Origin of the sequence: Butyricimonas faecihominis (genome assembly GCF_033096445.1) — a bacterium.
Classification (GTDB): Bacteria; Bacteroidota; Bacteroidia; order Bacteroidales; family Marinifilaceae; genus Butyricimonas; species Butyricimonas faecihominis.
Genome location: NZ_AP028155.1, coordinates 30,988 through 44,313, shown reverse-complemented (window position 1 = coordinate 44,313; position 13,326 = coordinate 30,988). Strand labels below are relative to the sequence as shown.

The window sequence follows — 13,326 nt, the reverse complement described above, 5'->3', positions numbered from 1 at the left end:
ATATTGGCGTATCACCTGTTTTTTCATTCATTATTTCTTACAAAAACATTTCTATCCTTAATCTCTATATCTATTTTATTAATAAGTTTCAGCATATTAACAACTTGCTCCAAATCACTGTATCGTTTTATATTTCCCGTGAACAAAATATCTTTCACCGAAGAACTCTCATAGAACACATTAATATTATACCACCGGGCAATCGTGTTCATGATCACCTCTAAACGTTGTTTCTCGAAAACAAACCTTCCATCTTTCCACGAACAATACAAAAGCACATCAACGGTCTCAACCGTTGTCTTTCCATCTTCTTTATTCAAGCGTAATTGTTCTCCCGGTTTCAAATAGCTATAATTACCTCCCCTTTCAAAAGCAACTTTTCCGTTTACCAAAGTTGTTTCTAAAAAATTTTCATCTTGATAATCCCTTACGTTAAAAGAAGTCCCTAACACACGAATATCACCTTGATGGGTATGAACCACGAAAGGAGCCAAAGAATCCCGGACTATATCAAAATAAATTTCTCCCTTCATAAAAACTTCCCGTTGTCCCTTCTCAAATGTCACCGGGACCCGAATTTCAGATTCTGAATTCATTCTCAAACGACTACCGTCACTTAATAATAAATCATATTCTCCACCCCGGGGAATCGTAATCGTGTGATAAAGAGTTTCTACCACCTCTTTCTCTTCCTCATTCTTTCTTGACATCACACTCTTTTGAACAAAAGCTAGAAACGTCGTGTCTGAAATATCTATTTTTGTCCCATCTGGTTCTGTCAATATCGCCTTACAAGATCCCGGTTGTATTTTCTGAACGAAAGCAATGGATTCATCTTTAGTGTCGTGGAAAAAATAAAAACTTCCACTTAGCACAAATAATAATACCACCGCAGCCACATAACGATATAATGCCAAAGTTCTCTTCCGGTGTTTTGCCTGTTTCACTCGTCCTGTAAATTCTTGGTAAGCTTCTATAGCACTATATTCCTTGATAAATTCAAATTTGCGAGCGATGAAATCCGGTGATTGATAAAGATTATACAATCGTAAATGCTCGGGAGTCTCATGTTTCCAATTTTCAAGCTCGTTTCGACCGGCATCATCAATTTTCCCGGTTAATTCAGCTATAATCAAATCGGCAATATGAGTAATATGTTTATCCTGCTCCGTCATGTTTTCTTGGGTTTTATTACAAGACACGGAACATCATAAAAAGTGACAAAAATCTACAAGAAATTTATTAGTAAAAGCAAAAACGGGTGATTTAGTTTTTCTTTCAACTGCTCTTTTCCCCTCTTTTTCTGTTGTTTAACCGCATCAATAGATATTCCTAAACGCAAGGCAACTTCCTTATCACTCAATCCCTCCAAATTCAAATTTATCACTTTCCTATATTTCTCCGGAAGTTCTTCAATGGCTTGTTGCAAACGAATAAAAATTTCCTCCTCCAATACCGTGTTATAAAAGAAATCTTCTGAAACGACCTCCGCTCGATCACGATAACGATCCTCCACTTTCTTATCCCGAATATAATTCAAACATTGATTCTGTACGGAACGATACAAATAAAAACGTAAATCCGTGGTCGCAGAAAATTTATGAGGTGTAGTCCACAATTTAAAAAAAGTGTCCTGCACAATATCCTTCGCCACCTCACTCTCCACATATTTACAAGCGATGGCAAGCAATGTATGAAAAAACTCTTCATACAAAATTTTAAACGCTTCTTCATCCCCCTGAAAAATTCGTTTAGCTAATAATCCATTGTCCTTATTCATTCTACACCTTCACATTCTAAATGCAAAGATATGACTTTATTTTATACAGACAAGAGTCGCCCGAAATTCCCGGCCGACTCTTCTCGAAATTCATGCTACACGATATTTTATCTTCTTTTTCTTCTGATTAAGAACACAATACTCCATGCCATTATTGCCAATGGAATAAGCCAAACAAATAAAATTTTCACCCAAACCATCATATTCTGAGAAAACAACTCCTCGAAAGCCTTGTTCTCCAAAAGATCTCTTGCCATAGTGCAATTTATTCACGACATCTCCTCCACAAAAGTAAACTATTTGTCCCATTTTTCAAGAAATCATTAAAATATTTCAACGAAAAGAGGAGTTATCTCTATATTTTAAGATAACTCCCCCGAAAACAACAATTAAGATGATAATTAACTACTTTTCAAATAATTCCTTCAACTTCGTATCCAACCACCCGCCACGGGCATTCGTCAGCACGATTTTACCTTGCGGATCGATCAGGAAAGAACTTGGCACCCCGCTGATCCCGTATTTCTTCACGATAAAACCGTCAAATCCTTCTCCTTTATCGCAAACCTGCAACCAAGGCATTTGCTCCTGTTCCAAAGCCTTCTTCCACTGCCCTTTATCAGCATCTATCGACACGCTCACAATATCAAATCCTTTCGCATGATACGCCGAATAAGCATCTTTCAGATGAGGAATATCCCCCCGGCAAGGCCCACACCAAGAGGCCCAAATCTCCAACAAAGTATATTTACCGGGCTTTATCACGTCAGACAATCTTATCTCCTTACTCTCCTTATCCAACATCTCAATATCCAAATATTGATCGCCCACGTAAACCGGAATATTATTCAATCGTTCGGCTAGAGCCTTCCCTTTGGCACTATTCCGCGATGCCCCCGACAACAATGACAACACCTTTTCAATCTCACCCCGCCCATATTTCGTTATCGACAAAGTTCCGGCAACATATAGTGCCACCGGAGAATCCGGATTCTCTTTGATAAAATTTACCTTGTAACGATAAATCTCGTCCTTGCAATTCTCCAGCTCCTCCAAAGCATCATAAGCCGGTTGCCTGTTCTTACGTCCCAGATCATCCGCTTTCGCGTAATAATAAGCGACACGATACTTCTCGAACAACTCAGAATTTAACGTTGACAACGGCTCTAACCCTTTGTCATAACTCACGTACAAATCATTCGTCGGAGACCCCGTGATTTTCACGCAAGCCGGAACTGTTTTCGTTATCTTCGTGGGTAAACTATCATAAGGAGCCTCCAACATCATGGATGAATTATCGACAAAAACCGGTAACTTCACCGTACTTTTCCAATCCCCCCGCTTGTCATCATTTTTGTGAATCGTGATACAACGCATTTCAGGCGTATCAACCCTCCCGCTAAACTCGAACTCTCCATTTTTAATTACCGTACTATCATAAATATGCCTGTACTGCGAAAGATCAGTGAGAAAAACTTTCACTCCTTCGCCTCCTCCAACAATCCTTCCCTTGATCTTAAAACCGTCTGCACGACACTCGTTCACGCTTAAAACTAGTACAACCAAAACGTATATTATTTTCATACCACCCCTTATTTATTATACTTTTCCAACAACGGGGTAATCACATCTTTCTCCGATGGACGAGGAGCAGAAGCTGAAATAATCTTGAAATCTTTATCGATCAACAAGAAACGAGGAATTCCTGTAATATCCCAGCCTGTCCGGACCAACGGATCCTTTGAAAACAACTCCAACACTTTCCCATGATCAGCATCTCCTTTCAATTTATTTAACCAAACTTCCGTGTTATCATCTAAAGACACGCCAACAAACTGAACATTCGGGTACTTTTTGCTCAACTCATTAAAGAAAGGCATTTCTCCCAAACAAGGCATACACCAAGTCGCCCAAAAGTCAATAAACAACACCTTCCCTTTATAATCACTCAATTTTCCCTCTTTCCCGTTCATATCCACAACAGCAAAATCAATAGCCGGGCGTCCTTCCATCAATTTCGCCCTTTTTTCCAACCGTCCTAGAAAAGCCTGCTTAAAATCAGCATTTTTCAACTTAGAGCCGAATGCATGTAACTCATCATAAAGAGATTGCGTCATCTCCTCATTCATTCGATCCCCGGTCACGTAAGCATCATTTAACTCTTTCAACCGTTGTGATTTCGGAAAATCAAAAATAGAAGCATCCATATCATAACAACTCAGCAACACATCTCTCACCACGGCAACCTCCAAATACTCATCCTTAGCAGAAATCTCTTTCAATATTGGATTTATATATTCTCGAATAGACTTGTTAAAATCATTAGCGACCTTTTCTCCCTCTTCCCGTGTTTTACAATCTTTCAACAGATCAGAATACCATAAATATGCCATATAACTATTGGCAACATCCGCCTTGATACGCATCATTTCCAACTCCACAAACTCCTTACTCGCATTCGGCAATGCCTTCAATTCTTTCTCCCGTTGGGCAGCCCGCTCATCAATATATTTTTTCGTCTCTTCGAAACTACCTTTCACATTTCTCCCCGCCTCTAAAAATGATCCCGCCTTTGGGAACAAACGTCCTTTCATATAGTTATTCACGCCCGCACCTTTTCCCTTAAACCAACTTTGTGGTTGAGACGTTCCTAGATACACTTCCATATCATCCCCCGGAGTCAAATACAGCGTGTTCCGTCCTACCGAATAATATCCTGGCTTTTTCAAGTCAAAAGAAAAATCAAAACTACCATCTTTATTCACCGTGATTTTTTGACTCCACTCCTTAGATAATTCACCTGCAGCACCATCAAAATCCATAGATACCACATTAGCCCCGAACTCTTTCAAAGAACCATGCAACCGCACGTTCTTCCCCATCCCGTGGCTGGCAACACCAACCACGAGTAGGAACAATAACAATACATTTTTCATACAATACAAATTTTATAAAACCGAATTTTTATTCTTTAAACAATGCCGCCAACTTCTCGTTCAACCATCCCCCACGTGCATTTGTGCTAATGACTCGCCCTTCCTTATCAATCAACACGCATGAAGGTACACCGTTAACACCAAACAAATCCATACATTCTTTCTTATAACCTTTCCCGTTTGCTCCACAAACCTGATTCCAAGGCATACCTTCCTCTTTTACTGCTTTCTGCCATGCCTCCATATCATCGTCGATAGAGATACTAACCATTTCAAAACCTTTTTCATGATAGCGCTGATAAGTCTCTTTTAAATGAGGAATATCTGCCCGACAAGGTCCACACCAAGATGCCCATAATTCTACCAACGTATAATGTCCCTTTTTTAATAGCATTGACAACTTTACTGTCTGTAAATCTACATTCAACACATCAAAATCAGGCAACACATCTCCCACGTAAAGCGGCTGTTCCAATAAAGCTTTCATAGCTTGTTGTCCCATCGGGGTAGCTTTCACGTTTTCCGGTAAAAAACCAACCACTTCTTTCGCTTTATCTCTATCGTAAGCTCTTACCCGTAGATTTTTTGCCACATATAAAGCTACCGGAGACTCCTGATGTTGCCGGATAAATTCAACACCCACGGCAAAAACACTATCACGCATAGCATCCATCCCCCTCACACAACGGAACACATCATCTTCCGTCCCTTTTTTATAATAATAAGCACGACGGTAAGCATCAAACAAGCTGTCATCTTTTACAACAAAAGGCGTTACCCGTTCTTTATATTTCGCATATAAATCATGAGCATGAGAACCTTCTACACGCAAATTACCCGGTACTTTTTTCTCTAATTTTGAGAGTAGCCCTGCAAAAGGTAAAGAAACCCGAATAGTAGAATTTTCCACATATATCGGTAACTCCATGATCTTATCCCATCCATAAATTCGTTGCGACGGATCTTTAAAATAAGTAATACTACGTAATTCCGGATAATCCACTTTCCCTTTAAACTCAAACTTTCCTTTTTTCAACTGTACACTATCATAATACACAGTCTGCCCGGTATTCGTTAAATATACCCATTCATTTTCCGGTGCACCTTGAAATTCTCCTTTTATCACGAATCCTTCAGGCTTACTCTGGCATCCTACTAGAGACAGTAAACCCCATATAATAATTATCCACTTCATCTTAATACCTTTTTTAAATAAATACAAAATCAGCTATTTCTCCAAAATCAGAATATACCTGTGTTGCCGGATAAGTTACACTATTAGCCCCAACACTACCGGTTGATGACAAATTCAAGATAACAAAATCACTCTTGCCATTTCCCATATCAAAAGAAACTCCTAAACTACGTTGCAAATCAAACTCATAGGCTGCAAACTCTCCTTCTCCTGGAGCCTTTCTCTTGGCAAATTTCATTTTCGTAGCCTTTCCCCCCGTATGAGTATAGATTGCAGTAGCTTTTCCTCCGGCCTGTTTAAAGTCTAAACGATAAACCGTATTACCCGATGCGTAAAAAATAATACCACTATAAGGCGGAGTGGAAGCAAAACAAGCATTTTCATCTAATCCTTTAGGTAAATCAATTTGATAATAAGCATTAAAAGAGGCATAATCAGCATAAGTAAACCCTCTTGGATTAAATTCATAAACAAAACATTTATCATCACTTTTAGCCAAACCATAACCATACACACTTGTCCAACTTTGATCAAATTGATATCCGGTTCCCACGTACAACACTTTTTGATCCGGAGCTAACTTGTTAGGATCAGCTCCCGTAGCATTACCATCTCGAACCGGAATAGATTGAATCAAATCACTATTTTCCTCGCTCTCATTAAAGTACAAAGGATCATACTTCTTCACGCCTAACCCATCACTTTTATTGTAATAAAATGCAAAACGATGTCCGGCCTCATCATACAACAAAGCATTGTTAATAACTTTAGATGCCAAGGTAATCTTCACATCACCGGTCAACCCGCTTCCCGGTTTATACACTTTACCGGCCCTAGGGATCTGATAAAGAACTCCATTGGACAACAAAAGAGCACTGGCACTTCCATCACCATCCATCATCTCCACATGTTGGAAATCAAAACCTGCTTGAGCCATCGGGGCAACCATTCGAGACAAACTATCCTTTTTCTCAAATTTTTTCCATTGACAATAAACTCCGGCCTCTTTGGCAACATCAGTAAGCACGTAAAACATATTCCAGCCGCTCCCGGTTCCATAATATTTAACCGACGTTGTATATTGTCCCAAACAAAGTGGCTTACCTGTCAATCGCTTGCCTGATTCTTTATAATAGGCATCTTCATTCACCACGATATCAGCACCGATATATTCAATCGACCCCAATTCCGTCTGTCCGTTTTTACTATGTAAAACCATCCAAGTTCCATCATAAGGTTTGATCAACTTGATCGTCGTATTTACCGGATATTCAATTCCCGTTACCTTGTCAAACACATTTAAACGAAAAAAATGCTCGTATTTCAAATTTTTCTCTTCCGGGTCTATATGAAAACGTAAACTAGGTTCTATACTCACAGTGTCAAAACCTTCACGATCCGCTAAACCATAGAAATTATGATTGATCGTAGAATATAACCAAACATAACTCAAATTTTCATCGTCCTTTTGTAAGAGCTGTGACAGCCGGGGAACAATAGTAAGCGTGGTATCCTTGTCCAAACGCACGGAATACAACTCATCCAATTCAACTGCTACCGTATTAATATCTTCATAATCATAATTTCCCTTATCATCATAACAAGACACAAACAGTAACAAAGCCAGTATATAAATTAATCTTCTCATAATTTCTTATTTTTAAAGTAATTCTGAAATATCAGGAATCTCAATCCATTCACCCGTATTTTCATCTATCAAGGGTGCATTATCAGGATCTGCTTTATACTCTTCAAAATCCATGTAGAAACCATTCGAGTAAAGAACATCATAAAATTGATTCGTCATAGTCCATTCATTCAATACCGTACCTCCGTATTTCGTGATCAAATAACGAGCTTTCGTCTCGCTATAATCTCCAAAAAACATCGCGTAATATCCATCCCATTCTTCTTGAGAAGATCCCCACAATTCCAAATTAACAGAATTTTCTACCCTCAATTCAAAAGTTTGTCTTTCGGCAGTCCCCGCTTTAAAATCCGATTTCTCGTAATCAAAAGTCAGATAGGCAGAATATTCCGTATTTCGTTTTTCCGGACGTTTTATCAAAACTTTAAACACGGCAACACCCGTGTCTGCCGGGACATAATACTCCTCCGGACATACAATCTCCAATGTATTATCGCCTAACTTTTTCGTGGTAAACGCAACCTTTCGAGGATGATCTGCGGGAACTCCACTTATTTTAACCCCTACCAGAAGAGTATCCAATAACAAAGAATCTCCACGAGGATTAATCCCAAAATTTGTCTCATAATGCAAATATTCTGTTTCATCCACCCAATACGGTTTCTTATCTTTACCTAAATAATAATCAGCCATAAAATTAATCTCGTTTCCCTCTCCATATTGCACCATCTCGTATTCCTCACAACTCTGAAAAAAAAATAACGTGATTAAAACCTGTAATATAATTGCCAAATTTTTCATAAATCTCTCATTTTATCAGTAAATACAACATTCACGATGTCTTAATTTGTTTTACCAAATAAAGTTTCATTATCCGGCCAAGAGAACATATAATTACTTTCAGCCATTTGGTTCACAGGGCAATGCAGAAATGTCGTGTAAGCATGACGCTTATAGAAGAAAAACAATTGCCCCTCCCCGTAAAATTCCTTGCGGTACTCTTTTTCAATCTCATCCAATCTGTTAGCTTCCGTACAAACAACCGGATCTACCCCGCGTATATTTCGTACTTTATTCAAAAACTCAGCCGCTTCACCCGGAGTTGCCGCACATTCCGCCAAAATGTAATACATTTCAGATAAACGTATTAAAACAACGGTTCCTTCCGTGGATGCCCACAAGTTTTCTTGCTTATATTTCCGCATTTTGATTCCGTTTGTTCCGTAATCAAATCCAACTCCCTCTCTGATTCTCAAATCATTTGTCCCATCATTAGCCACATCAAACATTTCATTCAAGAAACTCTCCTTGACAATCAAATAAGAAGTACCATTGGTTATATCCGTCACTTGTTGGTCAAACTTATCCACGTAAACAGAGAACACGATCTCTTTTGAACGTAAAACATCTGTTGCATCCCCTATCAGATCGAAATATTTCCCGTCAATAACTTGATTCGCATAATTAACCGCCTCGGTCTTGTTTCCTGCATACAAGTAGACTCTCGCCAACATCGCTTTCACCGCATACAAGTTCATCCGTTTGTGACGATACTCCAAAAAGCCATCTTTTCCCGTTCCACTATTCCCATCTTCTGTTTTTGGAAATTCAAAATTCAACGGATCTATATTGGTCAATAAAATTTCAGCTCTTTTCAAATCAGCAATAATACTATCCACCACCACGTTAGAAGGTTGCATCTCCTTCGGTTCCTGATTAAACTCCGTCCGATAAGCAATTCGTTTCGCAGTTGGGTTGTCTTTATATATCGGTCCGAACATCCGTAACAAATCAAAATGCAAAAACGCTCTCAAACCCAAAGCCTCCCCTTTAATAATTTCGTAATAATGCTCCGTGGTAAACACATCTCTGTTTTTATCACAGTAATACAACAAATTATTCAAATTAGCGATCACGTTATACATCTTCGACCAAATCGCTTCCGTGTAACTTTCCGTGTATGTAGATGGGAATGTATACCACAGGGGGTTCTCATAATTTGCCACTGCATTAATCTGGTAACGTTGTCCCAATATATCCAAGAAACCATAACTCAAATTTTTGGCATACAAATCAGTTGACGCCATCTTTATATACGCTCCGGTTAAAGCTTCTTTAAAACCTAATTCCCGGCTAAAAACCTCTTCTTCTTCCACCGTCGTTTTCGGTTTTACATCTAACCAATTCGAACAGGAGGAAAACAAGAACATTCCTAAACAAATGCTAACTATATACTTTTTCATCGTTCATCAATTTAAAAAGTTACATTCAACGACATGGACACTTGGCGAGAGAAAGGATAATCAATTCCTCGTTCCATCTTAATCGACGAGAACCGACAAATATCTTCCATATACACTCCAATTGTCGCAGCACTAATCCCTACCCGTTTAAGCCAATCACATTTCTGTCCATCCAACCGATAAGATAAATTTATAGTTGAAAAATAAAATTCATTATCATCCATCACGAAACGAGAACTCTCCTTCGTATCCATCTTAGCAATATTTCCATCTATTGCCTTAAAAAACACCTGATCTCCAGGATTTTTCCATCGGCTATACAGAGCTCTCCGATCCGCATTCATTCGCAAGTTAGCATTTTCCACCTTATCTATCAGCGTCTGGTTAAAAGTCTGTCCACCCCAATGATATTGGCCGGCAAGCGTTAAACTAAACCCTTTATAGGTAAATGTCGTTGAAACAGAACCCTGAAATTTAGGCTCAGTATCTCCAACCGGGACTTGATCGATTGCAGAATATTCATTTGTCAGTTGACCGTCTCTAGTCAAAAATACCTCCCTACCGGATTGAGGATCTATACCCATCGAGCGAACTGCCCAAATCGTAGTTTGAGAATAACCGTTCTCATAACGGGGTAAGGGACGTTTTTTACGTTTATCTTCTAAACCGGTAACATACGGGTCTTCAACCTCATCCGCAATTTCCATTTGTTTCTCGTTCATCACTTTCAAAGCATTAGAAATTTCCTCTATCCGTGATTTATTATGAGAACCGGTAAAAATCACGTTCCAATAAGCTTGTCTTGCAGGATCACTATATGGCATTAAACGTAATGTCACCTCGTATCCCTTATTAGAAATTCTTCCCAGATTCTCTTTCATTGTTGGAAATCCGACAGACGGAGCCATCGTGTAATCCAACAACGTATTTTTCGTATATTTCTCGTAGTACTCGAATCTTGCACTCAGAATATTATTAAACATGGTAAAATCCAATGATGCATTATAATTTTCTGTCTGTTGCCATTTTAAATCCGGATTTCCCAAACCGTATATCTCCGTCCCCACCACATCCGAACTCTTGTAAGTTTTCATCAAATTAGAATACGTGTACATCTGTAGAGATTGATAAGGAGTAAACCCTTGAGACCCCGTAATACCGTAAGTTCCCCTCACCACCAATTCATCAAAAATACCTAAGTTATTAATAAAAGGTTCCTTTTCCGCATTCCAACGTACTCCGGCAGACCAGAACGGGGCATAACGGTTATTTTTCCCAAACTCAGAAGATGCATTGACACTCATACTATAATCAAAAGCATAACGTTGTTTATAAGCATAATTCAAGGTCATCACGAAAGCTAAAGATCTAGCAACACTCTCGCTTCCTGATGTGTTCTTGTATTCCGTTCCCATGTACACTTCACTCAACTTATCATTCGGAAATCCCTTCATGGACAATGTAGTCGATTTTGTAGAATTTTCATTCACACTATATCGCAAATAAGCTGTCAACAAATGATCACCCAACCCTTTAGTATACGCTCCAGACAAACTTAATCTATATTGAGTTCCCTCTGTTTTAGTCCATTCATACAATCCTTTTTTAGCCGGGTCTTCCTCAAGAAAGAAATCATTATGCTGGGCAGAGTTAAACACCTCTACCGTTCCATCCTTCCGGGTTAGCGTAAAATCCAAACTTAAACGGAAATTCTCAAGCGGTAAGTACTCCACTTTTAAAGCCTCCCGAAGTTCAAAATTCCGGCTTTCATTCTTTGAATCAAACTGTGCATTCCACAAAGGATTTAAAGTTGGCGTACCATAATAAGCAACAAATTCATAATTATCACCAATACTATGATCATCCAATACTTGCTTAATATTTCCATGCTCATCAGTCTTACGATAATAAGGATTTATTTTCGTGTAATCTTGAAAACTTCCATAAGGAGAAACCCTAGTACCATTTGAATAATCCACAGTCAATTGATTATTAATCAAAATTTTATTATTCCGGTAATTCAAATCAATCTTTCCTGTTTTAGTATTTAAATCCGTTTCTTTCATAATACCGGGTGCCCATTTGGCTCCCAGATAAATTTTATAACGCAACGTATGGTCTCCCCCCTCCACGGTCAAGCCATGTCTATGAGAAAAGGCTGTCTTCACTGGTTCTGCCAACCAATAGGTATTCACACCCCGCATCACCTCTTGGCGAAGATTATTATAATAATTCATCAACCCCAAATTATCCTTTTCATCATAATACCCCGCCAACTCCTCTATTTCCAGCTTCTCTTTCGCATTCATCATGTCATAAACACTCAAATCCGGCCATTCCAGTTCGTAATTACCATTATACGTGAAACGTAGTTTTCCCGGTAGCGGGGCTCTTGTTTCCACGACTACCACTCCATTGGCAGCCTCTGAACCATAAATAACCGTCGCTGCCGCATCCTTCAACAATGTAATTGATTCCACTTGTTCCGGATCAAGATCCATGATCGTAGTTGCATCCACGCCAATCACTCCATCCAACACGAACAACGGTTGATTCGGACGAGTATTTACATCTCCACGCAACACAACCACGTCATCACTCTGGTAATTACCCATGCTAGCTTGTCCTCGCATTTGAAAATCCGGTATTGCATTTGGATTCGAACCGGCCAGATTACTCGCATTCATCCTAAAACCGGGATCTAACATCTCTAACGCCTTCAAGACATTACCGGAAGTCATTCGTTTAATCTCATCCCTAGAAACCCGTGTTGCTGATCCCGTAAACCCTTCTTTCTTACGAGTAAAGATACCCGTCACCACCACGTCTTCCAGATTTTCAGTTTGTTCCTCCATCACAACCTTCAAATCCTTCTTACCAGCTAGAATCTCTTTATCCTTAATATCAGCCAGTTTCACCTTTTGCGTCTCCATTCCGACAAAACGGAAAACAACCACCACATCCTTCAGCTCTTTAGGCAAAGGAAGACTAAACTTCCCATCAATATCCGTGGCACATCCCACCGTTGTCCCCTCGATAAGAACGGTTACCCCGGGTAGAGGGGCCCCACCTTTATCCACCACCTGCCCTTTCATCAGAATCGTTTTCTCTTCCTCCTTGGCTACAACCGCTTTCGGGGTAATCACGATCAGATTGTCAACCAACCGATAACCGAAACTCTCTCCAAAAATCACTCGTACCAGCTCGTCCAGCGTTGCTTGGTTCAAATTCACGGAAATCTTTCTTGTCACATCCACCTCTTTCTTACTAAAAAAGAAATCCTGTTTTAACTGTTTTTCGACCTCCAGAATCACTTGTTCAATCGTAGCATCTTTCAGCTTCAGACTAACCGATGCATTCTGGCTGCGAACCTCTGCCGAAAGGTGCGTCAGCCCTATCAGCATAAATAAAATCACAATTTTCATCACTCGCAATAGGTTAAAAAGTTCCCTGAATGTGCAATTCATGCACATACTTCGTTTTTTTTTCATAGCTTTGTAATTGAATTAATACTTGAATTCTCT

The 13,326-nt window shown here is 39.3% G+C and carries 10 protein-coding genes; all 10 read right to left on the bottom strand.

Translation table 11 applies throughout. From position 1 onward, the window contains the following. Positions 1-23: 23 nt before the first annotated feature. Positions 24-1,175, bottom strand: coding sequence for a FecR family protein (locus tag R8806_RS00175; RefSeq protein WP_151412111.1), 1,152 nt, complete (start codon positions 1,173-1,175; stop codon positions 24-26). 53 nt (positions 1,176-1,228) lie between these two features. Further along, positions 1,229-1,780: an RNA polymerase sigma factor gene (locus R8806_RS00170; protein ID WP_118304920.1), complete on the bottom strand. Its 552-nt coding sequence runs from the start codon at positions 1,778-1,780 to the stop codon at positions 1,229-1,231. Positions 1,781-1,870: 90 nt separating this feature from the next. After that, positions 1,871-2,089 (bottom strand): hypothetical protein, encoded by a 219-nt coding sequence (locus R8806_RS00165; RefSeq protein ID WP_124317854.1) that lies wholly within the window; start codon positions 2,087-2,089, stop codon positions 1,871-1,873. Between the two features lie 96 nt (positions 2,090-2,185). After that, positions 2,186-3,364: a TlpA disulfide reductase family protein gene (locus R8806_RS00160; protein WP_124317853.1), complete on the bottom strand. Its 1,179-nt coding sequence runs from the start codon at positions 3,362-3,364 to the stop codon at positions 2,186-2,188. An 8-nt stretch (positions 3,365-3,372) separates the two neighbouring features. Further along, complete coding sequence (locus R8806_RS00155) at positions 3,373-4,716, bottom strand: TlpA family protein disulfide reductase (protein ID WP_124317852.1); 1,344 nt, start codon at positions 4,714-4,716, stop codon at positions 3,373-3,375. Between the two features lie 28 nt (positions 4,717-4,744). Then, the gene (locus tag R8806_RS00150; RefSeq protein WP_124317851.1) at positions 4,745-5,911 is read right to left on the bottom strand and encodes a TlpA disulfide reductase family protein; all 1,167 of its coding nucleotides are present in this window, start codon (positions 5,909-5,911) and stop codon (positions 4,745-4,747) included. 13 nt (positions 5,912-5,924) lie between these two features. Next, positions 5,925-7,559 (bottom strand): PKD-like family lipoprotein, encoded by a 1,635-nt coding sequence (locus R8806_RS00145; RefSeq protein WP_124318297.1) that lies wholly within the window; start codon positions 7,557-7,559, stop codon positions 5,925-5,927. Between the two features lie 12 nt (positions 7,560-7,571). Then, the gene (locus R8806_RS00140; RefSeq protein ID WP_124318298.1) at positions 7,572-8,360 is read right to left on the bottom strand and encodes a DUF4843 domain-containing protein; all 789 of its coding nucleotides are present in this window, start codon (positions 8,358-8,360) and stop codon (positions 7,572-7,574) included. Positions 8,361-8,401: 41 nt separating this feature from the next. Beyond that, positions 8,402-9,802, bottom strand: a complete 1,401-nt coding sequence (locus tag R8806_RS00135; protein ID WP_124318408.1) for a RagB/SusD family nutrient uptake outer membrane protein — start codon at positions 9,800-9,802, stop codon at positions 8,402-8,404. An 11-nt stretch (positions 9,803-9,813) separates the two neighbouring features. Beyond that, on the bottom strand, positions 9,814-13,293 hold the full coding sequence (locus tag R8806_RS00130; RefSeq protein ID WP_151412110.1) for a SusC/RagA family TonB-linked outer membrane protein: 3,480 nt from the start codon (positions 13,291-13,293) through the stop codon (positions 9,814-9,816). Between the last annotated feature and the right edge of the window lie 33 nt (positions 13,294-13,326).

Coding starts and splice junctions, on each gene's coding strand:
- R8806_RS00175 (WP_151412111.1), bottom strand. CDS start 1,175: ATGACGGAGCAGGATAAACATATTACTCATATTGCCGATTTGATTATA.
- R8806_RS00170 (WP_118304920.1), bottom strand. CDS start 1,780: ATGAATAAGGACAATGGATTATTAGCTAAACGAATTTTTCAGGGGGAT.
- R8806_RS00165 (WP_124317854.1), bottom strand. CDS start 2,089: ATGGGACAAATAGTTTACTTTTGTGGAGGAGATGTCGTGAATAAATTG.
- R8806_RS00160 (WP_124317853.1), bottom strand. CDS start 3,364: ATGAAAATAATATACGTTTTGGTTGTACTAGTTTTAAGCGTGAACGAG.
- R8806_RS00155 (WP_124317852.1), bottom strand. CDS start 4,716: ATGAAAAATGTATTGTTATTGTTCCTACTCGTGGTTGGTGTTGCCAGC.
- R8806_RS00150 (WP_124317851.1), bottom strand. CDS start 5,911: ATGAAGTGGATAATTATTATATGGGGTTTACTGTCTCTAGTAGGATGC.
- R8806_RS00145 (WP_124318297.1), bottom strand. CDS start 7,559: ATGAGAAGATTAATTTATATACTGGCTTTGTTACTGTTTGTGTCTTGT.
- R8806_RS00140 (WP_124318298.1), bottom strand. CDS start 8,360: ATGAAAAATTTGGCAATTATATTACAGGTTTTAATCACGTTATTTTTT.
- R8806_RS00135 (WP_124318408.1), bottom strand. CDS start 9,802: ATGAAAAAGTATATAGTTAGCATTTGTTTAGGAATGTTCTTGTTTTCC.
- R8806_RS00130 (WP_151412110.1), bottom strand. CDS start 13,293: ATGAAAAAAAAACGAAGTATGTGCATGAATTGCACATTCAGGGAACTT.